The sequence below is a fragment of the Paractinoplanes globisporus DSM 43857 genome (assembly GCF_000379645.1).
Taxonomy (GTDB): Bacteria; Actinomycetota; Actinomycetes; order Mycobacteriales; family Micromonosporaceae; genus Actinoplanes; species Actinoplanes globisporus.
This window is the reverse complement of sequence record NZ_KB903304.1, coordinates 123,072-143,450: the sequence shown is the minus strand read 5'-3', so window position 1 is coordinate 143,450 and position 20,379 is coordinate 123,072. Positions and strand designations below refer to the sequence as shown.

Annotated in this window: 18 protein-coding genes and 1 pseudogene; 8 read left to right on the top strand and 11 right to left on the bottom strand. The window is 71.8% G+C overall.

Annotated elements, in window-relative coordinates:
* Positions 1–33: 33 nt before the first annotated feature.
* The 3 genes from A3CQ_RS0118910 to A3CQ_RS62155 all read right to left on the bottom strand — a co-directional run bounded on the left by A3CQ_RS0118910 (position 34) and on the right by A3CQ_RS62155 (position 2,279).
* On the bottom strand, positions 34–921 hold the full coding sequence (locus tag A3CQ_RS0118910) for a diacylglycerol/lipid kinase family protein (protein ID WP_026205868.1): 888 nt from the start codon (positions 919–921) through the stop codon (positions 34–36).
* Between the two features lie 34 nt (positions 922–955).
* Complete coding sequence (locus tag A3CQ_RS0118905) at positions 956–1,534, bottom strand: GAF domain-containing protein (protein ID WP_020512515.1); 579 nt, start codon at positions 1,532–1,534, stop codon at positions 956–958.
* A 133-nt stretch (positions 1,535–1,667) separates the two neighbouring features.
* Positions 1,668–2,279, bottom strand: coding sequence for a TetR family transcriptional regulator (locus A3CQ_RS62155; protein WP_020512514.1), 612 nt, complete (start codon positions 2,277–2,279; stop codon positions 1,668–1,670).
* 79 nt (positions 2,280–2,358) lie between these two features.
* On the opposite strand from A3CQ_RS62155, the gene A3CQ_RS0118895 reads away from it, so the two are divergent.
* Complete coding sequence (locus tag A3CQ_RS0118895; protein ID WP_020512513.1) at positions 2,359–2,688, top strand: ester cyclase; 330 nt, start codon at positions 2,359–2,361, stop codon at positions 2,686–2,688.
* A gap of 122 nt (positions 2,689–2,810) precedes the next feature.
* Here the strand turns inward: A3CQ_RS0118895 and A3CQ_RS0118890 are convergent, their stop codons facing one another.
* From A3CQ_RS0118890 to A3CQ_RS0118880, 3 genes are all read right to left on the bottom strand, one after another.
* On the bottom strand, positions 2,811–3,380 hold the full coding sequence (locus tag A3CQ_RS0118890) for a YciI family protein (protein WP_020512512.1): 570 nt from the start codon (positions 3,378–3,380) through the stop codon (positions 2,811–2,813).
* Between the two features lie 29 nt (positions 3,381–3,409).
* The gene (gene bioD / locus A3CQ_RS0118885) at positions 3,410–4,147 is read right to left on the bottom strand and encodes a dethiobiotin synthase (protein ID WP_026205867.1); all 738 of its coding nucleotides are present in this window, start codon (positions 4,145–4,147) and stop codon (positions 3,410–3,412) included.
* Positions 4,148–5,139: 992 nt separating this feature from the next.
* Complete coding sequence (locus tag A3CQ_RS0118880; protein WP_020512510.1) at positions 5,140–6,276, bottom strand: 8-amino-7-oxononanoate synthase; 1,137 nt, start codon at positions 6,274–6,276, stop codon at positions 5,140–5,142.
* Positions 6,277–6,369: 93 nt separating this feature from the next.
* Between A3CQ_RS0118880 and bioB the strand changes: the two genes are divergently transcribed.
* Both bioB and bsaP read left to right on the top strand, forming a co-directional pair.
* Positions 6,370–7,365, top strand: a complete 996-nt coding sequence (gene bioB / locus A3CQ_RS0118875; RefSeq protein ID WP_026205866.1) for a biotin synthase BioB — start codon at positions 6,370–6,372, stop codon at positions 7,363–7,365.
* Positions 7,305–7,544, top strand: a pseudogene (bsaP, locus tag A3CQ_RS0118870) (biotin synthase auxiliary protein BsaP); the annotation flags it as partial. The gene bioB and the pseudogene bsaP, both read left to right, overlap by 61 nt.
* A 15-nt stretch (positions 7,545–7,559) precedes the next feature.
* Here bsaP and A3CQ_RS0118865 read toward each other — a convergent pair.
* The 3 genes from A3CQ_RS0118865 to A3CQ_RS0118850 form a co-directional block, all read right to left on the bottom strand.
* Positions 7,560–8,741: an LCP family protein gene (locus A3CQ_RS0118865; protein ID WP_026205865.1), complete on the bottom strand. Its 1,182-nt coding sequence runs from the start codon at positions 8,739–8,741 to the stop codon at positions 7,560–7,562.
* A gap of 613 nt (positions 8,742–9,354) precedes the next feature.
* Positions 9,355–10,401 carry a GNAT family N-acetyltransferase gene (locus A3CQ_RS0118855; protein WP_020512504.1) on the bottom strand — a complete coding sequence of 349 codons (1,047 nt, stop codon included), beginning with the start codon at positions 10,399–10,401 and terminating at the stop codon, positions 9,355–9,357.
* Positions 10,402–10,506: 105 nt separating this feature from the next.
* On the bottom strand, positions 10,507–11,235 hold the full coding sequence (locus tag A3CQ_RS0118850) for an ACT domain-containing protein (RefSeq protein ID WP_020512503.1): 729 nt from the start codon (positions 11,233–11,235) through the stop codon (positions 10,507–10,509).
* Positions 11,236–11,537: 302 nt separating this feature from the next.
* On the opposite strand from A3CQ_RS0118850, the gene A3CQ_RS0118845 reads away from it, so the two are divergent.
* Positions 11,538–12,260: a pyrimidine reductase family protein gene (locus A3CQ_RS0118845; protein WP_245577267.1), complete on the top strand. Its 723-nt coding sequence runs from the start codon at positions 11,538–11,540 to the stop codon at positions 12,258–12,260.
* A gap of 25 nt (positions 12,261–12,285) precedes the next feature.
* On the opposite strand, the gene A3CQ_RS57555 is transcribed toward A3CQ_RS0118845, so the two are convergent.
* Together A3CQ_RS57555 and A3CQ_RS0118835 are read right to left on the bottom strand one after the other, a co-directional pair.
* A complete protein-coding gene (locus tag A3CQ_RS57555; protein ID WP_020512501.1) occupies positions 12,286–13,230 on the bottom strand; it encodes a CU044_5270 family protein in 945 nt (314 codons plus the stop codon).
* Complete coding sequence (locus tag A3CQ_RS0118835; protein ID WP_026205864.1) at positions 13,223–13,798, bottom strand: RNA polymerase sigma factor; 576 nt, start codon at positions 13,796–13,798, stop codon at positions 13,223–13,225. The genes A3CQ_RS57555 and A3CQ_RS0118835 overlap by 8 nt, the downstream gene beginning before the upstream one ends.
* 187 nt (positions 13,799–13,985) lie before the next feature.
* Here A3CQ_RS0118835 and A3CQ_RS0118830 point away from each other — a divergent pair, with 187 nt between their 5' ends.
* Genes A3CQ_RS0118830 through A3CQ_RS0118815 form a run of 4 tightly spaced genes read left to right on the top strand, consistent with a single transcriptional unit; the run spans position 13,986 to position 20,346 of the window.
* The gene (locus A3CQ_RS0118830; protein ID WP_040432581.1) at positions 13,986–15,728 is read left to right on the top strand and encodes an ATP-binding protein; all 1,743 of its coding nucleotides are present in this window, start codon (positions 13,986–13,988) and stop codon (positions 15,726–15,728) included.
* Positions 15,729–15,737: 9 nt separating this feature from the next.
* Positions 15,738–16,889, top strand: a complete 1,152-nt coding sequence (locus tag A3CQ_RS0118825; protein WP_020512498.1) for an exonuclease SbcCD subunit D — start codon at positions 15,738–15,740, stop codon at positions 16,887–16,889.
* Positions 16,886–19,384 carry an AAA family ATPase gene (locus tag A3CQ_RS0118820; protein ID WP_026205862.1) on the top strand — a complete coding sequence of 833 codons (2,499 nt, stop codon included), beginning with the start codon at positions 16,886–16,888 and terminating at the stop codon, positions 19,382–19,384. The genes A3CQ_RS0118825 and A3CQ_RS0118820 overlap by 4 nt, the downstream gene beginning before the upstream one ends.
* Positions 19,381–20,346: a hypothetical protein gene (locus tag A3CQ_RS0118815; protein WP_020512496.1), complete on the top strand. Its 966-nt coding sequence runs from the start codon at positions 19,381–19,383 to the stop codon at positions 20,344–20,346. Before A3CQ_RS0118820 ends, A3CQ_RS0118815 begins: the two co-directional genes overlap by 4 nt.
* Positions 20,347–20,379 lie beyond the last annotated feature (33 nt).

The window sequence follows — 20,379 nt, the reverse complement described above, 5'->3', positions numbered from 1 at the left end:
GACGCCGTGTGTCGATACATTGTGGACTTTTGATCAATGTCTTGGCATGAGCACCTTCACGGCGCCGGGCTGAACCGTGGCCGAGAAGTGCTTGGTCTCGTCCCGGGCGCCGCCGTCCAACTCGTACGGCATCTTGGATTTGAGCTGGACGTCGATGCGCCGGGCGCGGGTCGTGCGCACGAACGGCGATCGATCCGAGCGCCCGACCGCCATGGTGCCGAGCGCGCGGGCCCACTGCATCGCGCCCTGGGCGGTGGCCACCCCGACGTCGAGCCAGCCGTCGTCGGGCTTGGCGTCGTCGAACGCCTGGATGCCGCCGGTGATCGTGCCGACGTTGCCGATCAGGACGCAGCTGGCCTCGTCGTCGAACCACTTCACGCCGTCGACCAGGACGCGGGCCGTGGCGGTCTCGCCGTCGACGTGGCGGAGGCCGGTCCACACGTACGCGAGCTTGCCGAGCCGGTCCTTCAGCTTCCGGTCGGCGTCGCGGATCATCGCGCCGTCGAAGCCGATGCCGGCCATCACGCCGAAGTGCTCGCCGCCGAGCTTGCCCAGGTCGATCCGGTGCTTGCGGCCGTGAAAGGCGATGTCCAGCGACCCTTCCAGGGAATGCGGAATGCCGAGATTGGTGGCGAGCAGGTTGCCGGTGCCCGCCGGGATGATCGCGACGGGCGTCTTGGAGCCGGCGGCCACGTCCAGCGCCCGCTGCACCATGCCGTCGCCACCCCAGACGATCAGGAGATCCGGCTTCTCCTTCAGGAGCGCGCGGACCTTCTTGGGAGCCTTCCGGCTCTTCGGGACTTCCTCCCACAGCAGTGTGGAGACGCCGGTATCCGTGATGCGGCGGCGCAGTTCGTCCAGTCCACCGTCGAGCGTCTTGCGCTGGTGGGCGACCACGGCGATGGTTCGGGGGGTACGCATGTGCTGCGCACTACCCGATTTCGGCGAGCGGTAATCAGTTCACGGTCTCGCGCATGCGCTGCTCGGCCGCCGCGCTGCGGATCACCATGAGGCGCAGCTCGAGCTCGTCGGAGACCATCGAGGCCAGGTGCTCGAGGGCGCGCAGCTGGCGCGGGGTGGCCTCGCGCGGCCGGTTGTCGATCACGTTGACGGTGCCGAGGCGGTACCCGTCGTGGGTGCGGATCGGCGCGGCGGCGTAGAAGCGCAGGCCCAGCTCACCGCGGACCAGCGGGTGCTCGAGCGTGCGAGGGTCGACGGCCGCGTTGTTGATCACATAGACGTCGTCCTGGGCGATCACCGACGCGCACAGGCCCGGCTCCTTGCCGACCTCGCGCACCCCGCCCAGGCCCTGGCAGGCGGCCAGCCAGACGCGGTCCTGCTCGACCAGCGACACGGTCGCGATCGGAGTGTCGAAGATGGCGGCGGCCACGAACGCGATCCGGTCGTACGCGTCCTCGATCGGCTGGTCGACGAGCCGGTAGCGGCGGACGGCCTCGAGGCGCGCCTGCTCCTCCGGACCGACGTTGTCGAGGTATTCGTACGCGTTCGAGGACACCGGGCTGTTGCTGGTCATGACGTGAACCCCCTCAGTGATCGCTCATGGGACAGGGGAAGCCTAGAAACCGCCCTGGTGTCCCGCAACGTTCACGATGGCCGATTTGGTGCCATCTCCGGATCTGGAACGTGAATGTCGCACACTGTGTGGGTCATCCGAGGGCGCGGAGGGCGGCGGCGATCAATTCCGATCGCTCGGCGGGCGTGGGCCGGGCGCCGGTCGCGGCCATGACCGCAAGCGTGCCGTTCTTGATCGCGGCGTAGGCGGCGTGCGCCCGAACCATCGCGCCGCCGGCGATCTCCCCGCCGGCTGCTGCCCCGTCAGCCGACCCGCCACCGGCTGCTGCCCCGTCGGTCGACCCGCCGCCGGCTGCTGCCCCGTCGGCCGACCGGGCGCCGGCTAAGGCCGTGGTCAGGGCCGCGTTGACGTCCTGCATCCGCGGCGCCCGCAACGCGGCCCGAGCCGACGGGTCATCCCCGATCAGCCGGCTGACCGTATAGATGTCGGCGGTGATATCCGATATTTCCCCCAGGAGCTCGACCCGAGATCGGGCCGGCGCCGAAGCGACAAGCGCCTCCAACGCCTCCAAAGGCCCAGAAGCTAACGCTTCCAAAATGTCGCTTTTAGCAGAAAAATGGTAGTAAAGGGCGGCCTTCGTGATGCCCAGCCGCTTGGCGAGGTCGGCGACCGACGTCCCCGCATAGCCCCGCGCGGAGAACAACTCCAGCGCCACCGCCAGAATCCGCGCCCGAGTGTCGGCCATGCCTCGAAACCCTACTTGACGACCGGTCGGTAGAACCGGCAGCCTCATACCTACTGACCGACCGGTAAGGAGAACGGACATGAACCCCGAAACCGTCGTCCGCCGCATGTATCAGGCCGCCAACACCCGCGACCTCGACGCCATCGACGAGATCTTCGCCGCCGACTTCCGCAGCCACCCGATGGGCACGACCGGCCGCGACCCGATCCGCCGCGCCTGGCGCCAGGTCACCGAGCGCTTCCCCGACCTGCGCATCGAGCCCCTCGAGGTGATCACCGACGGCGACCGCGCGGCCGCCTGGACCCGCATCCACGGCCCCGCCGAGCCCGCGACGATCATGGAACTCGTCCGCGTCGCCGATGGCCGCATCGCCGAACTGTGGGGCCTCAGCAATCTGAACTGGCGATAAATCAACCCCATTTGATCGTACGAGATGGGGAAGTAACGCCGAAGGATGACCGAACCCGTCTCTCGGACGCGGCGCCGCTGCGGCGCAAGGCCGCAGCGCGCGTCTCGCGTGAGTGGTCGCGCCTACCGGCGCCCGCCGAACGTCCAGGGATGCACCTCGACGCGCTCGTAGACACCCGTCGCCTCGAACAATGCCCGCACCGCCTCCGGATCGGGGAACTCGCCGATCACCGCCATTCCCTCCCAGTCCTCGCCGTTCTCGGAGAGCAACCGGCCGTGGGCGATGAGCCGCTCGGGCTCGAGGACCGGCTCCGCCGACTCGGCTCCCGGCCAGTCCGCCAGCGGTTTGGCCTGCGCGAGGATCAGGTAGCGGCGGCCGTCTTCACCGCGCTCGCCGGGGAACTGCCACATCGTCCGCCCGAGCAGATCGACGTACCGCCGCACGATGACCGCCTCATAGACGCCGGCCAGATAGTTGGGCTCCTCGAAGGCGAACACCCGCGCGGTCTCGGCGTCGGGCAGGTCGACGATGTGCACGCTGCCGGTGGCCCCCTCGAGGTCCGCGGTCAGCGTCGGCCCGCGAGCGATCATCCCGTCGGCGAACCGATCCATGAAGGACCAGTGCTCCTCGACCAGCTTCCACCGAAGCTCCCGGGAGCCCGCCCGATCCCGGCAGTAAAAGAAGAAGTCCACGCGAAGAGAATGCCCCATCCGCGCCCGGCTCAGTGTCCGTCCGTCTCCTCGGCCCAGACCCGCCAGTTGTCGATGACGCCGTACAGCGGCGCGGTGAGCCAGCCCGGGGCCGAGCGGCGGAAGACGCCCGGATCCATGCCGCCCGCACCCTCGGGAAGGGCGCCCATCAGGTGCGGGACAAACTCGCTGAGGTTGGCCCAGTGGACCAGCTCGGGGTCGGACGGCCACGCCCCGATCACCACCCCGGCCGGAATGCCGCGGCGGTTCAGGGCCTCGAGGGTCAGCGCGGTGTGGTTGAGCGTGCCGAGACCGGCCCGGGCCACCACGATCGTCGAGACGCCGAGCACGGTCGCCAGGTCGGCGAGGGTCCAGGCCTCGCCCGACGGGCGCACGCCCATCGGCACCAGCAACCCGCCGGCCCCCTCGACCAGCACCAGGTCGTGCTTGTCGGCCTCGGCCCGCACCGCGTCGACCACCGCGTAGAGCTCCAGCGGCGGCAACTGCGCCACGGTCGCGGCGGCCAGCGGCGCCATCGGCTCGGGATACTCGGCCAGCACCCGCGTCGTGTCGGGCGCCGCGAGCCGGGTGATCACCTCGATGTCGGTGGGCGCCCCGGTCGCGATCCCGGTCTGGCCCGGCTTGATGACCGCCACCCGCAGCCCCGACGCCTGAGCCGCCGCCGCCACCGCCGCCGTGACGATCGTCTTCCCGACGTCGGTATCCGTGCCGGTGACCAGCACGATCCCCCGCCACTCCCCGTGATCGATCCGCTGCGGCGCACCCCGCGACTCCGGAGCCTGCGCGGACAACTCGGCCGCAACCTCCTCACCGAGCGCCTCCCCGCCGGCCAGACTCGCCGCAGCCACGTCCTCATCGGCCGGACTCGCTCCCACCGAGGCCGGCGAGACCGGAGCCTCCAGCGGAACGGGAGCCGGCGATACAGGCGCCTGCGGAGGAACGGCAATCGGCGCGGCCGGCAACGTTTCGGGCTCGGCCGGGGGAGCGCTCTCTTCGTCAACCGGTGCCGCCGGCGTGATGGGCCGCCCGATATCGGCGCTCTCGGCCGCGGCGGTGTGGGCATCGTCGGCAGCGGCCGCGGCATGGGCGTGGGCGTCGGCGTGAGGCTGCTCGCCTTCATCGGTGGGTGAGTGGTCGCCGGCCGTGGCGGGCGGGTTGGCCTCGCCGACCTGGGTGGGCGAGTGGTCGCCGGCCGTGGCGGGCGGGTTGGCCTCGCCGACCTGGGTGGGCGGGTCGCCGCCGGCCGTGGCGGGCGGGTTGGCCTCGCCGACCTGGGTGGGCGGGTCGCCGCCGGCCGTGGCGGGCGGGTCGTCGCCGCCGAGAAAGTCGTCGCTGAAGGCGTCGTCCAAGGGGGAATCGTCGCCGGGGGAGGCGTCGGGTGGCGCGGGCTCGTCGGGAACCGAGCGCGGTGCCGGAATCAAGCCCGTTGCCGACACGGCCTGCGGCATCGAGTCCGTCTGCAGCGTTGGGGTCGCCCGCGAGTTCGGGATCGCCAGCGGTGCCGGGCCCGCGTGCGGCGTCGGGGCCAGCTGCGCGGTTGGGACGGCGGGACGGAGGGCCGGCACGGCCTCCGTCGGGGCGGTCCCGTCGGCGTCGGGCAGGGGGACCGCGGGCGGGACCATCGCGGCCGGTGGCTCCGGAAGGGGGAACGGCGGGCACGTGAAGCCGTCCGGGCCGGGGGTGAAGACCACGTTCGCGGCCGGGAGGAGGGTCAGCGTGTAGCGGGTGGGGGCATCCGAGGTCATGGGGCGCACTCCACGATGACGTCGAGGGCGTGGGCGAACGCGGCGTCGGGGACGCCCGCGTTCAGGGTAAGGCGTAGGCGGCTCGTGCCGTCGGGAGTGGACGGTGGGCGGAAGCAGCCCACGGCCACGCCGCGGTCGCGGCAGTCGGCGGCCCAGGCGACCGCGGCCTCGGGGCCCGGCGCCGGCACCGAGAGGACGGCGGCGGCGGGCGGGACCACGGCGAAGCCGGCCGCGGAGAGCCGGGACACGATCTGGGCCGCGCGGGACGACAGCAGCGCGCGGCGGTCGTCGGCGGCGCGGGCGATCGAAACCGCGGCCTGGACGCCGCCGACGATCGCGGGCGGGAGCGCGGTGTCGTAGATGAACGTGCGGCCGGTGTCGATCAGGTGGCGGATGAACTGCGGCGGGCCGGCGATCACGCCGCCGGCGCCGCCCAGGGATTTCGACAGGGTGACCGTGACGATCACGTCGTCCAGACCGGCCAGGCCGGCGGCCGCGACCCCACCGGCGCCGCGAGGGCCGAGGATGCCCAGCGCGTGCGCGTCGTCGACGAGCAGCAGGGCGCCGCGGGCCGACGTGACCCTGTGCAGCTCGGCCAGGGGCGCCAGGTCGCCGTCGACCGAGAAGACCGACTCGGTCACCACCAGCGCCGTCTGGCCGGGGTGGGCATCGAGGATCGCGGCGACACCGGCCGGATCGTTGTGCGGGGCGACGATCGTACGGGTGCCGGAGATCTTGCAGCCGTCGATCAGGGAGGCGTGGTTGTACGCGTCCGAGACGATCAGGTCGCACACCGTCGTGAGACCTCGGACGGCGGCGATGTTGGCCAGATAACCCGAGGAGAAGACCAGCGCGGCGGGCGCGCCCATCCACTCGGCGAGCGAGGACTCCAGCGCGGCGTGGGCCTCGGTCGAGCCTCGCACCAGACGCGATCCGGTCGCTCCCAACCCGTACGCGTCGAGGAACCGGGCGGAACCCTCGATCACCTGGGGATGGGCGCTGAGGCCGAGATAGTCGTTGCCGGCCAGGTCGACGACGAAGTCGGCGGCCGGACGCGGGCGCAGCTGACGGGTGAGCCCGGCCTTCGCCCTGCTCCCGGCGAGGCGCTCCAGCGCATCCAACCAGCCCGACAAAGGCACCCCCACGATCACGAGAATGGGAAACTATCACCCACCACCGACATTCCCCCGGGACGCGGGCGCTAGGACCGCAGGTACTGTACGGGCATGCCAGAGATCCTCGACCGGGCCCGTGCCCAGGTGTTAGCAACCGGCGCCGGCCTCGACGAGGAGGGCATCCTGGAGGTGCTGCGGCTGCCCGACGAGCACCTGCCCGAACTGCTTCAGCTGGCTCACGACGTACGCATGAAGTGGTGTGGTCCTGAAGTTGAAGTGGAGGGCATCGTCTCGCTGAAGACCGGCGGCTGCCCGGAGGACTGCCACTTCTGCTCGCAGTCGGGGCTCTTCGCCTCCCCGGTGCGCTCGGTCTGGCTCGACATCCCGTCGCTGGTCGAGGCGGCCCGGCAGACCGCGGCGACCGGCGCGACCGAGTTCTGCATCGTCGCCGCCGTGCGCGGGCCCGACCGCCGCCTCATGGACCAGATGCGCGAGGGCGTCAAGGCGATCCGGGAAGCGGTCGACATCCAGGTCGCCGCGAGCCTTGGCATGCTCACCCAGGAGCAGGTCGACGAGCTGGTCGAGATGGGCGTGCACCGGTACAACCACAATCTCGAGACCTGCCGGTCCTACTTCCCGAACGTGGTCACCACCCACTCGTGGGAGGAGCGTTGGGGCACGCTCAAGATGGTGCGCGACTCGGGCATGGAGGTCTGCTGCGGCGGCATCCTCGGCCTCGGCGAGACGATCGAGCAGCGGGCCGAGTTCGCGGCGCAGCTGGCCGAGCTCGACCCGCACGAGGTACCGATGAACTTCCTCAACCCGCGCCCGGGCACGCCGCTCGGTGACCAGCCGGTCGTCGAGGGCCGCGACGCGTTGCGCGCCATCGCCGCCTTCCGCCTGGCGATGCCCAAGACCATCTTGCGGTACGCGGGCGGGCGCGAAATCACGCTGGGTGACCTCGGGACGCGGGACGGGCTGCTCGGCGGCATCAATGCGGTGATCGTCGGCAATTACCTGACCACGCTGGGCCGCCCGGCCACCGAGGACCTCGCGCTGCTGGAAGACCTGAAGATGCCGGTCAAGGCGCTCTCGGCGACGCTCTGATGTACTGCGACCGCTGCGGCTCGCCGGCCGCCGAGGGTGAGCACGGCCCGTGCGAGACGGCCCGCCGGCTCGAGCCGCCCCGCTACTGCACGCATTGCCGCCGGCGGATGAAGGTGCAGGTCGTGCCGACCGGCTGGACCGCCGGCTGCGTCGAGCACGGGGTGCTCACGTCGCGTTGATCACGTCGCGTTTTATTACGTCGACGCCAGCCAGGTCGGGTGGGTGAGGACGAACTGGCCGAGCGTGTCGTTCTTGGCCGCCGCGAACATCTTGAGGCTCTCGTCGTCGAGGTACTGGGACGAGCCGACGCCGGGCGGAGTCTGATCCTTGGGGACGGTGCGGAATCCGCCGGAGTCGGCGTTCGTCTTCAGGGTGATCATGTCGTCGGGCTTGATGGTGCTCATGCTCAGCACCCAGTCCTCGAGCGAGACGCCCCCGCCGTCGACCACCATCGCCTTGCCGATGGCGGAGAGCAGGCCGGGCAGCTTGGTCGGTGAGTTGAGCCCCTTGCTCGCGGCCGTCTTCATGATCGCCTTGAGCAGCTGCTGCTGGTGGCGTTGGCGCCCGTAGTCGCCGTCGCCCTTGGACAGCAGGTCGCGCTGGCGGGCGTAGTCGAGCGCCTCGACCGGGGTGAAGCAGTGATTGCCGATCGTGTATTTGTTCGGGGTCACGCCGGAGATCTTCCGGGCGTTGGCTCCCGCCGAGTCTGTCTTGTACGGCACGGCGAACTTGCCGTTCTTGTCCTTGCCGACGTGGATCGAGGTGACGTTCTCGTCCACGTACATGCAGACCTTGCCCAGCACCTGCAGGACCTGCTTGAAGCCGGAGAAGTCGATGATGGCGGCCCCGTCGAGCTGGATCCCGAATTTGTTGGTGACCGTCTGAGCGAGCAGCTTGGTGCCTTCCTGGATGGCTTTGTCGCCGTCCAGGCCGCGGCTTCCGTACGCGAACGCGGAATTGATTTTGTTCTGGCCACCGCCGTATTTCTGCGCGCCGTTGTCGAATGCCGGAATGTCGATGAGCGTGTCCCGGGGGATCGACAGCATGTACGCCGTCGTGTGGTCGGCCGGGATGTGCAGGATGATGATCGAGTCGGAGCGGCTGGGCTCGTGCGACTTCGTCCAGCTGGGCCGGGTGTCGAGGCTGGCGAGCAGGATGTTCTTGGCGCCCTTGACGTCCGCGTGCTTCTTCGCGCCCGTCCCCTTGGCCGAGCCGAGCAGATCCTGGTCGGGCAGGGCCGCGTTCACCTGGTGTTCCGCGACGGTCAGCACCGTGATCGCGGTTCCGCTCGGCAGCATCAGGACGATGCCCGCCGCCAGCGAAAGGCGCGCCCAGAGCGGCGATTTCCGGCGTACACCACGGGGTTTTCTCGGCACTCGGCCCTCCAGAGCGGTTCGCGAGGGTCACATGCTAGCTGATCAACTCCACCGTGATTCAAGTTACAAACATCACTGCTGAACGACTCAACAGTCCGCGCTGTGCATTGGCCTCGGTAACTAGACGATCATCGACGCAATGGCGGAAGACTACCCTCCGGATTCATTCATGTGCGGGGCGACACATAGGCGTTCATGACTGCCACTGTCGGCTTCAGCGAGGGCAACAACATCTCCGCGAACAGTTGGAGTTGTCGAGGAAAGACAGGTGCCACGCGTCCGATCCTTGTGGCCGCCGCGCTGTCCCTGCCGGCCGCGACCGCCGCCTGCGGCTCCCCGCGAGCCACGACCCCGCCCGCGCGGGTCGTCACCAACGCGGTCGTCGACCTGCTCACGCAGACCGGCGGTTTCGCGGCCGGGCAGAAGGCCATCACCCAGGCCGAGGACCGGTTGGTGCGGCGCTGCATGAGCGCCGCGGACCGCGTCGGTGACCGACTACGGGTTGTACGCACTGCGCGCGGGCAAGCAGGCGGATCCGGTCGCGAACAAGGCGACCAACGACTACTTCCTGGCCCGCATGCCCGAAGACGGTGGCGGCCGCTCAGGCGACGCCCTAGCTCGCCACCCGCGTCTCGTCGCCGACCTGCTCCCGGCCGGGCACCGGCAGCGTCACGCTGACCATGGCGCCGTCGCGCTCGGCCGGGCCCGCGCCCAGCCGGCGCAACGTGCGCAGCATCGCCACGTTGTCGGCGGCCGCGTGCGCCACCAGCGCCGCGAACCGGCCGCGACCGGCGTACGCCAGCAGGCGGCGCATCAGCGCCGTGCCGATGCCGCGGCGCTGCCAGCCGTCCTCGATCAGCACCGCCACCTCGCCGAGGTCGCCCTCGGCCAGAAGGTTGGCCATCGCCACGACCCGGCCCCGGTCGTCGATCGCGAGCAGGGTGCGCCCGCGGTCGGGCTCGAGCAGCCGGCGCAGGCGGGCCTCGCTCGGCGCGCCGCCGCCCAGGTACCGGCTGCGCAGGGTGGCCGCCGAGGAGCGCTCGTGCAGTTCGCTCACGGCCTCGGCGTCGTCGGGGGTGGCCGGGCGCAGGGTGAGCTCGGCGCCGTCGGGCAGCAGCAGCATGGTCTGCTCGTCCTCCCGGCGGACGGCGCTGCCGGCCACCTCGACGAGCGCCTGGGCGCGGGCGTACTCCGCGGGGGTGAACGAGGGCTGCTCGCGCAGCACCTCGTAGGAGCCGCCGGCCGGGTCGGCCAGCATCATCCGGGAATCGGTGTAGCCCGGACGGCCCGGGAGGGGCTCGGGCCGCCAGCGGACCTCGGCCGCGTCGAGCAGGGCGACGAGCGCCTCGCCCAACGCGTCCGGGTCGTGTACCAGCCGCCCGGCCAGGGCGAGTGCCCGGGTCGGCTGGTCGGCGAGGCCCTCGGCCTCGGCCCGCGCCACGAACGCGTTCCGCCCCCGCCCGCGGGCGATGGCCGCGAGCAGGTCGGACTCCGTGAGCGTGTCGGGCGCGTCCACGAGGAAGTCGTCCACCGCGCCGGCCTCGGTGGTGTGCACCTGGACGGCGAGGATGTTGACCGAACGCAGCGCCAGGCTGGCGGTCAGTACGGAAAGGTAGCCCGGCCGGTCGTCCACCGTTGCCCGGATCCGCCACAGCGCCATGCTCGGCACTCCCTTCGGCGATTCACGTCAGCTGTCCCGGCATCAATACTGCCTTGGAGGTGTTAACCGGACATTGCCTGAGCTGCGCTTTTATGGAGAGTCGGGTCACATGACCGCGGGCACGGCGGCGGCGTCGAGCCGGTCGCCCAGGATCACCGCGGCGGCCCGGACGATCTGCGCGATCCGGTCGACCTCGGTCACGTGGAAGCCGGCGGCGGGCAGATCGTCGTCGTCCTGGCGGGCGATCACGAGCACCAGCCCGGCCCGGCCGAACGGCGCGACCGCGTAGCGGGTGCCCTCGGCGCTGGTGAGCGGGCGGGCCCGCAGCGGGGTGATCTCGGGGAGCTGCAGCGGGCCGGGGGCCCGCCAGCTCGCGTACACGACCGTGGGGTCGGCGCCGAGGCTGACCATCGGCTCGGCGGGCAGCGGCCGGGGCGCGCTCCGGGAGGCCCAGTCGGCCGGCACGACCGCGGCGGCGGCCCAGTCGGCCGCGAGCAGGCCGGGGATCGCGTCGACGAGCGTGGCGAGGCCGTCCGAAGGGTTCGCCGCGACTTGGGCGAGCAGTTCGGCGTCGTGTCCGCCGTTCACCGGGGCGCCGATCGCTTTCCAAACCCCGTCGACCTGTACGCCCGGGATGGCGGCGAGGCCGGCGAGAAGGCGCTCGACGCGGGAGGCACCGGGCCAGACCACGGTGAAGTCGTCGACGGCCCGGCCACCGAGGCGCTCGAGCACGACGACCTGGACGATGTCGGCGCCGGCGACGCCCAGAGTGCGGGCCACCTGCCCGAGTGCGCCCGGTCGGTCCGGCAGGGTGACTCGTACCCGCAGCAACATTCGTCTCCTCCCAAAGAAACGGCCGTGGTTGTCCACCATGCCAAATTGGCGTTTCGCCCTGGTTGCGCGGCCATGTCTCCGAGGTCAAGGCGCACGGATATGCCCCGCGTCACAGGAGCGTAGTGGCGGCCGCGCGGGCTTGACGAGGGGGTGAGCGCGGGTTGCGAAACGCAGTAGGGTCGGGGTGTGATCTGCCAGGCCTGCCGGGAGCGGCGCCACGAGGAGTGCCGCGGCGGCTCCTGGTGCGACTGTCAGCACAAACCGCCGGCGCCGACCCCGCCGGTGACCGGCCCACCCGGCCCGTGAGCATCTTCCGTTCCTGGCCGGCCGATCGGGACGGGCTGGTCGCGCTCTACCCGCGCAACCCTTCGCCGACCCTCCGGGTGAATTTCATCGCCAGCGCCGACGGCGCCGTCACGGTCGACGGCCTCTCCGGCGGCCTGCACGGCCCCGGCGACAAGGAGATCTTCGACTCCCTGCGAATGGTCTGCGACGCGCTGATAGTCGGCGCCGCCACGGTGAAGGCCGAAAAATACGACGCCCTGCGCCTCACCCCCGAGGCCCGCGAGTGGCGCGTCGCGCATGGCCTGCCCGAGTTCCCGCTGATGGTGATCGTCTCGTCCTCGCTGGCTCTCGACCTCGACCAGCTCGTCTTCAGCGACGCCCCCCTCCGCCCCGTCGTCCTCACCCACCGCGACGCCCCCACCGACCGCCTCGACGAGGTGGCCCACGCGGCCGACGTGATAGCCATCGGCCACGGCGGGATAGACCTGCCCGCGGCGATCTCGGCCCTGCACGACCTGGGCGCCCGGCAGCTGCTGTGCGAGGGCGGCCCGGCCCTGCTCGGCGCGATGATCGGGCAAGACCTGGTCACCGAGCTCTGCCTGACGGTCTCACCCCTCCTGGTGGGCGGCGGCCCCGGCCGCCTCGCGACCGGGGCCTCCAGCCTGCCGAGGGCGATGTCCCTGCAACACATCCTCACCCTGCAAGACATGCTTTTCCTGCGGTACGCCCGGAGGACCTGACCCACGTGCTCCGGGCGGCCGCGGATCAGGGAAGCTGCCCCGCGCGGTCGACGATGGCGATCTTCAGTTGGGCGGTCCAGCCGATCACCGCGTTCTTGGGGAAGGGTGCCGCCTCGTCGCTGACGACGACGTCTCGTTCGCCGAGGAAGTGGTAGGTCGTCGCGTCGAAGATGAGGTCGTGGCGGGTGCCGGCCTCGACGCGGGAGACGGCGATTCCCTTGCGGCCGGCCAGGTCGGCCTGGTGGACCACCGACGTGCCGGGGATGGTGGCGGCCGCCTCGAACATGGCGGCGACCGAGGCCGGCGGGACGTACTGCTCGCGCAGCGTGTCGCCGATCTTCGTCCAGGCGGACGAGTCGGCGCTGTGCTTGCTGTTGCCGCCCGTGTAGAGGAAGTCGCGCATGCCCTTCGCGTCGGTGGGCAGGTTTCCCGCGTACGCGGGAATGGGGTTGCCCTGGACCGGCAGCGGCACGTCGTCGAGGACCAGTTTGTTGCCGGCGTCGGCCTGGTGCACCGCCTTCTCGCGGAGCAGGCCGTCGCGGGTGCCGTCGACCGACAGCCAGATGCGGCGGTCCTTCTCGACCGGCGGCTGATATGTCGCCTTGTCCGCGGTGTTCGCCGGCATCGAGGCGCCGGCCCACGCGACCAGCGAGTCGACGTAGACGAACTGGTCGGGGCGGGCGGTCAGGACCGGCTCGCGACCGGCCTCGGCGGCGGCCAGGCGCAGCACCTGGGCGGCGTCCGACGTGACGGCCGGGTCGTGGTGGGGGCGGGCCGCCACCACCACGGTGGCCGCGACGGCCGCGGCCAGTGCCGCGGCGGGAGCCAGCCGCCACACCCAGCGGGAGCGCCGGGCGGGAGCACGGCCGCCATCCTCCCGGAACATCCGGTTGCGGGCGCGGGCCAGGGTCGCCGGGTCGGCCGGCGGCATGTCGGCGCGGAACTGCTCGACCAGGTCCAGGTCAGTCATCGATGGTCCCTTCGAGGGCGGGGAGAGCCTTGCGGAGGCGCTTGCGGGCGCTGTGCAGCCGGGAGCGGACCGTCCCGACCGGGATGTTCAGGGCCCGGGCCACCTCGGGGTAGCTGAGCTGGGCCTGGGCGACCAGGGTGAGGACGTCGCGCTCGCCGGCGGGAAGCTCGGCGAGCACGCCGGCCAGACCGCGCACCTGGTCGGCGGCGGTCACCCGGTCGTCGGAGTCGTCATAGAGCGAGTACGCCGGGTCGGCGCCGGTGCGAGCGAGCGCGCGGTACTGCCGGATCTCGGCGCGCTGGTGGCCGCGGAGCAGGTTGGCGGCGATCCCGTAGAGCCACGGCCGGGAGTCGGCATGCGACATGTCGTACTTTTCCCGGTTGCGGAACGCGATCAGGAACGTCTCGCCGGTCAGGTCGTCGGCCAGCGTCCGGCCGATCCGGCGGGCCAGGTAGCGGTGGATGGTCGCGGCGTGCCGGTCGAAGATCTGCCCGAAGGCCTCCGGGTCGGCCGCGGAGAGCCGGATGAGGTCGTGGTCGTCCACGACCTCCACGGCGGGTGGACTCATGCAGGGTCCCTCCTCAAGAGTCGTCACCCGGTCATTGGCCGATCGGCGGTAATCGGTTCGATGATGGGGCGCGCCTCCACAACCGGGGCAAGATCTTGTGGATAAATCTGTGGATGGCCACCAGAAGTTGTGGACAACCCATGCCAACCCCCGCCACCTGCTCGTCCTGTCGTACCCCTGAGGCAACATGATCGGCGTGTCTGACGAAACTTCCCCCGTCGGCCGGGTGCTCGGTACTACCGACGCCACGCCGCTCCAGTTCTGGACGGCCGTGACGCCCGGGAGCTACCTGCAGCTCGACGACGTCGTGGTGACCACCCGCGAGCTGCCCGACCGCGAGCCGGTGACGATCGCCGGCGTGGTCACCCAGGTCCGGGCGCGGCACGAGGGCGCCCAGTTCGACTCCGATGTCTTCGCCATCGCCGAGGGCACGCTCCCGGCCCTGGTGCAGGAGGCGGCCGAGATCACCACGACCCGGGTCGACCCCGAGCTCTACGTCCCGCCGGCGCCGGGCGCGGTGGTGCACCGGGCCTCGGGGAGCGCCCGCGACGCGGCGCTGCATTTCGACCGGATGGAGCGGCGCATCCCGATGGGCACCGGCCGCGACGGCGTCCCGGTCTTCCTCAACGCCGACTTCCTCGACGGCACCCGCGGGGCGCACGTGTCGATCTCCGGCATCTCCGGCGTGGCGACCAAGACCAGCTTCGCTACGTTCCTGCTCTACTCGGTGTTCCGCTCCGGCCAGCTGGGGGCCGACGGCACCAACGCCCGCGCGCTGATCTTCAACGTCAAGGGCGAGGACCTGCTCTTCCTCGACTACGCCAACACGAAACTCGACGACGCGACCACCTCGGCCTACAAATTGCTCGAGCTGCCCGCCACGCCCTTCTCCGACGTGCGGGTCTACGCACCGCCCCGGGCCGGCGACTCGTCCGGCGCGCCCGACGTGAGCAGCCGCCTCACCGGCGTCGACGCCTTCTACTGGACCCTCGAGGAGTTCTGCGACAAGAAGCTTCTGCCGTACGTCTTCGCCGACGCCGACGACGAACGCCAGCAGTACACGATGGTCGTCCATTCGGTGACCGCCCATCTCAACCGGTATGCGGTGCCCGCCGAGGGTGGCATCAGCATCGACGGCCGGCGCATCTCCTCCTACGGCGACCTGGTCGACCACATCGTCGAGCAGCTCACCGACGACGACACCCGCTCCACCTGGGCCGGCAGCGCGATCAACATGGGAACGGTCAACGCGTTCGCCCGCCGGCTCATCGGCAGCAAGCGCGACCTGGCCCGGCTGATCCGCGGCGACCTGGCCCAGCGCCGCCCGCACCAGATCAAGACGGCCGAGTCGGCCCAGGTCACGGTCGTCGACCTGCACAACCTGCCCGACCGGGCGCAGCGCTTCGTGGTCGGCGTGACGCTCAAGACCGAGTTCGAGGAGAAGGAAAAGGCCGGCACCGGCCGCCCCCTGCTGTTCGTGGTGCTCGACGAGCTGAACAAATACGCCCCACGCGAGGGCACGTCCCCGATCAAGGAGGTGCTGCTCGACATCGCCGAGCGCGGCCGCTCGCTCGGCGTGATCCTGATCGGCGCCCAGCAGACCGCGAGCGAGGTCGAGCGCCGCATCGTGACCAACTCCGCGATCCGGGTGGTCGGCCGGCTCGACCCGGCCGAGGCGGCAAGGCCCGAGTACGGTTTCCTCCCGCCGGCCATGCGTCAGCGCGCCCTGCTGGCCCGGCCCGGCACGATGTTCGTCAACCAGCCCGACATCCCGGTCCCGCTCTGCGTCGAGTTCCCGTTCCCGGCCTGGGCCACCCGCAAGTCCGAGTCCGGCCCGCCGCCGGCCGAGTCGATGCGCTCGATCGTCCAGGGCGCCGACCCGTTCGCCGTGGTCGGCCGCCCCGGCTCCGACGACGACATCCCGTTCTAAGGTTCTGCGATGCGCATCCTGCACACGTCCGACTGGCACGTCGGCAAGGTCCTCAAGGGCCGCACCCGGCACGAGGAGCACATCCGGGTGCTGGCCCAGGTCGTCGAGATCGCCCAGGCCGAGCGCCCCGACCTGGTGATCGTCGCCGGCGACCTGTACGACACGGCCGCGCCGACCGCCGACTCGACCCGGGTGGTGACCCGGGCGCTGTCGGCCCTGCGGCGCACCGGGGCCCAGGTGGTGGCGATCGGCGGCAACCACGACAACGGCCCCTCGTTGGATGCGCTGCGGCCGTGGGCCGAGGCGGCGGGCATCATCCTGCGCGGCTCGGTCGGGCCGAACGCCGATGAGCTGCGCATAACCGGCGAAACAGCCGAGGGCGAGCGGTGGCAGTTGATCGCGGTGCCGTTCCTGTCCCAGCGCTACGCCATCCGCGCGTCCGAAATGTACGAACTGTCAGCCGCGGAGGCCAACCAGACGTACGCCGACCACATCGCCCGGCTGATCGAGAAGCTCAGTGAGCCGTTCGGCGAAAAAGGCGTGATCAACTTGCTCACCGCGCATCTCACCATCGTCGGGGCGTCGGCCGGCGGCGGCGAGCGCGAGGCACACACCATCATGGGGTACGCGGTGCCCGCCACGATCTTCCCGAAGAACGCGCACTACGTCGCCCTCGGCCACCTGCACCGCGCCCAGCAGGTGATCGCACCCTGCCCCACGCGGTACTCGGGCAGCCCGCTCGCGATCGACTTCGGCGAGGAGGAGAACATCCCGTCCGTCGCGATCGTCGACGTCGCCGCCGACAAGGCGGCCCGCGTGCGGGACGTGCCGATCACCTCGGCCCGGGCCCTGCGCACCGTCCGCGGCACCCTCGAACAGCTCACAACGGTGAACCTGCCGGACGCCTGGCTCCGTGTCCTGGTGCGCGAGTCGCCGCGGGTCGGCCTGCGCGAGGACGTGCAGGAACTGCTGCCCAACGCGCTCGAGGTGCGGATCGACCCCGAGATGATGCCGAGCCGGGCGGGGGAGCGGATGGGACAGCGAGCCGGACGTTCCCCACGCGAGCTCTTCGGCGACTACCTGGACAGCCGCGGCAACGCCGAGGAGGGCGTCCGCGAGCTCTTCGACGAGCTGTACGACGAGGTGAGCAGCGCATCATGAGGCCCATACGGCTGGACATGTCCGGGTTCACCGTCTTCCGCGACGACACCACGGTGGACTTCACCGACGCCGACTACTTCGCGCTGGTCGGCCCGACCGGCTCGGGCAAGTCGACGGTGCTCGACGCGATCACCTTCGCGCTCTACGGCACGGTCCCGCGCTGGGGCGGCACCCGCGGCATCGTCAACGCGCTCGCCCCGTCCGCGGCCGAGGCCCGGGTCCGGCTGGTCTTCGAGTCGGCCGGCGACCGGTACGTCGCGACCCGGGTGGTGCGCCGCGACGGCCGGGGCAACGTCAAGACCGCCGGCGCCGGCCTGCAGCTCATGCCGCCGGGCTTCGACGTGACCAAGCTCGACACCGGCATGGACCTCGACGACCTGGGCGAGGTGCTGGCCGGCACCCCCGCCGAGATGGACGAGGCGATCCTGACCGCGGTCGGCCTGCCCTACGAGCAGTTCACCAGCTGCGTGGTGCTGCCGCAGGGCCAGTTCGCCGACTTCCTGCACGCCAAGCCGGCCGTCCGGCAGCAGATCCTGATCAACCTGCTCGGCCTGCGCGTCTACGAGGACGTGCAGCAGCGGGCGGTGGCCCGGGAACGCGCCGCCGAGGCCAAGCTCGGCGTCATCGACCAGCAGCTGGCCGGGCTCGCCGACGCCACCGACGAGGCGGTCGAGGCCGCCGAACGCCATCTCACCCGGATGCGCGAGCTCACCGCCGCGGTGGAGGAGTCCGTGCCCGGGCTGCGCGCCGCCCGAGCCGCCGAGACCGAGGCGGCCGGCAAGCGCGACGCACTGGACGCCGAGCTCCGGGCGCTCGCGAGTGTCCGTACGCCCGAGGGAAGCGCGGAGATCGCGGGCGCGACGGCGGCAGCCAGGGCGAGGGCCGCCGAGGCCGCGGAGGAAGTGCGCACGGCCGAGGAACGCGAGGAGAAGGTGCGCGGCGAGCTGGCCGCCGCCGGCGACGCGGGCTCGCTGCGACTGCTGCTCGACCGGCACGCCGAGCTGGAACGGCTGGTCGGGCAGGAGGAGTGGTTCGCCGGCGAGGTACAGGTCGCCGAGGTCGAGTTCAAGGACGCGCAGGCCGCCGCCGAGCTCGCGCACAGCGCCCACCTCGGCGCCACCCAGCTGCTCGAGCAGGCCCGCCTCGACTACACCGAGGCGCAGCGGATCGACCGGGCCGCGGCGCTGCGGGCGCATCTGGCCGTCGGCGACCACTGCCCGGTCTGCGAGCAGACCGTGACCACCGTCCCCGCCGTGCCCGAGGGCTCCGCCGTGCGCGAGGCCGAGGCCACCGGCAAGGCCGCCCGGGCCGCCGCCGAGGTCGCCGAGTCGGGGTGGAAACAGCGCGACGCGGTCGCCCGCAAGCTGGAGGGCAACCTCGAGCGCAAGCGCGCCCAGCACGAGCACCACCTCTCCCGGCTGGCCGAGGTGCGCGCCGTGGTGGCCGGCGCGCCCGGGGTGCCGGCGCTGGAGCGGCAGCTCGCCGAGATCGAGGCGCTGGGGCGCAAACTCGACCAGGCCGGCGTCGCGGTGCGCGAGGGCCGCGAGGCTCAGCGGAAGGCGCAGGCCGCGGCCCACCGGGCCGAGGAGCGCGAGCGTACGGCGTGGCGCACGTTCGACGAGGTGCGCGACCGGGTGGCCCGCTTCGGCCCGCCGTCCGCCGATCGCGACGACCTGGCCGCCGCCTGGACGGTCCTGGTCGAGTGGGCACGGGCCGAGCATCGCGGCCGGGCCACCGCCCGCGAGCAGGCCGGCGCGGCGGTCGACCGGGCGCACGAGGCCACCGTCCACGCGTTCGCGACGGTCGACGCCCTGTTCACCGCGGCCGGGGTGACCCCGCCGGCCCGCCGCGAGGTCAGCGGCGAGGCCGACGTGATCCGCGCGGCCGCGATCGCCGCCACGACCGCCGAGGGCGACTGGCGCAAGATCGTCGACCTGCGCGACCGGGCCCGCGACCTGAGCGAGCAGCGGACGACCCTGCAGCGCGACGGCCGGGTCGCCAAGGCGCTCGCCGGCCACCTGCGGGCCAACAACTTCGAGCGCTGGCTGCTCGAGGAGGCGCTCGACCTGCTGGTCGACGGCGCGTCGCGGATCCTGCGCGAGCTGACCGGCGGCCAGTACGACCTGATCCACGAGAAGGGCGAGTTCTCGGTGATCGACCACCACGACGCCGGGCTGCGGCGCGGGGTGCGCACGCTGTCGGGCGGCGAGACGTTCCAGGCGTCGCTGGCCCTCGCGCTGGCCCTCTCCGAGCAGCTGGCCGGCATGTCGACGACCGCTGCGAGCCTCGAGTCGATCGTGCTGGACGAGGGCTTCGGCACGCTCGACGCCGCGACCCTCGACGTGGTGGCCGCGACCCTGGAAAACCTGGCCGCCCGCGGTGACCGGATGGTCGGCGTGGTCACCCACGTGAACTCGCTGGCCGAGCGGGTGCCGGTGCGCTTCGAGGTGAGCAAGGACGCGAGATCGGCGCACGTCGAGAGGACCGGCCTGTGACGCGGATGTTCGTCGACGCGTGGGATCCGTCCTACGGCTCGTCGTTCGAGGGTGGCGGCGAGGAGGGGCCGGCCTCGCAGTCCAGCGCACAGGTCGACACCGACGTCGAGGTGCCGGCCGCCGAGTGGGCGCCGATCGACGTGTCCACCGCGATCAGGCGGCCGGACGTGGTGTTCCTCGTGGACGGCGTCCGCCGCAACGACGCGGGACTGTGGACCGAGGAGGAGGACGGCACGTCGTACGCCGGCCTGGCCGCCTCCTTCGCGGCCGGGGTGGTGCGCTGCGACCTCGCCCGCGGCTCCGCCGAGCTGGTGGACGCGCGGGTCGGGCGTGGCCTGTTCACCGCGAGCCCGTCGGCCGGCGACGTGCAGGCCGGCTCGGTGCGCTACGAGGTGCACCGGGTCTCGGGCACGGGCGAGGCGAGCAAGCTGCCGGCCGCCGTGCAGCCGTCGCTGACCGCCTTGGAGATCGACATTTCGGCCACCGCGCGACAACACGAGGATCTGCTCGTCGTGGACGGTCCGCTGCGCAACCGGCGCCATCTGCCGCGCACGATCGGGTACGTGAAGACCCAGCAGAAGCAGTACCTCCCGGCCGCGCTGACCGCGGTCGTCACCAGCCTGCGGCCGGGGCAGCGCACTCCGGTGTTCCACATCGGGACGGTCTGGGGCGGCTGGTCGTGGTATCTGAGGCTGCCCGGCGGATCGGGCGCGCCGTGGTCGGGGATCGTGCGGGTGGAGTGCTCGCCCGACCTCACCCCGGACCAGGCGATCGAGCTGGCCGGGCTGTCGGGCGCCACGCTGCCCCGGTTCGCGTCCTCGCCCTACAAGGACCCGCGCGCCCCGCAGAACCTCGTGCCGATCGCCGGACTGGAACGGCGGCTGCGCGGGATGCTCGGCGACTCGCGGGTGCTGCACCGGGCCCTGACGCTGGCGACGTTCCGCGACCGCGTTCATCCGTAGCGAGTGACGACCCTGGGCGGCGCCGCGGGGGAG

Bases quoted from the DNA above. Each gene is read 5' to 3' on its own strand.
- A3CQ_RS0118855 (WP_020512504.1), bottom strand. From the start codon at position 10,401: ATGGCGCTGTGGCGGATCCGGGCAACGGTGGACGACCGGCCGGGCTAC.
- A3CQ_RS0118835 (WP_026205864.1), bottom strand. From the start codon at position 13,798: ATGAGTCCACCCGCCGTGGAGGTCGTGGACGACCACGACCTCATCCGG.
- A3CQ_RS0118905 (WP_020512515.1), bottom strand. From the start codon at position 1,534: ATGACCAGCAACAGCCCGGTGTCCTCGAACGCGTACGAATACCTCGAC.
- A3CQ_RS0118910 (WP_026205868.1), bottom strand. From the start codon at position 921: ATGCGTACCCCCCGAACCATCGCCGTGGTCGCCCACCAGCGCAAGACG.
- A3CQ_RS62155 (WP_020512514.1), bottom strand. From the start codon at position 2,279: ATGGCCGACACTCGGGCGCGGATTCTGGCGGTGGCGCTGGAGTTGTTC.
- A3CQ_RS0118850 (WP_020512503.1), bottom strand. From the start codon at position 11,235: ATGTTGCTGCGGGTACGAGTCACCCTGCCGGACCGACCGGGCGCACTC.
- A3CQ_RS0118895 (WP_020512513.1), top strand. From the start codon at position 2,359: ATGAACCCCGAAACCGTCGTCCGCCGCATGTATCAGGCCGCCAACACC.
- A3CQ_RS0118820 (WP_026205862.1), top strand. From the start codon at position 16,886: ATGAGGCCCATACGGCTGGACATGTCCGGGTTCACCGTCTTCCGCGAC.
- A3CQ_RS57555 (WP_020512501.1), bottom strand. From the start codon at position 13,230: ATGACTGACCTGGACCTGGTCGAGCAGTTCCGCGCCGACATGCCGCCG.
- A3CQ_RS0118830 (WP_040432581.1), top strand. From the start codon at position 13,986: ATGATCGGCGTGTCTGACGAAACTTCCCCCGTCGGCCGGGTGCTCGGT.
- A3CQ_RS0118825 (WP_020512498.1), top strand. From the start codon at position 15,738: ATGCGCATCCTGCACACGTCCGACTGGCACGTCGGCAAGGTCCTCAAG.
- bioB (WP_026205866.1), top strand. From the start codon at position 6,370: ATGCCAGAGATCCTCGACCGGGCCCGTGCCCAGGTGTTAGCAACCGGC.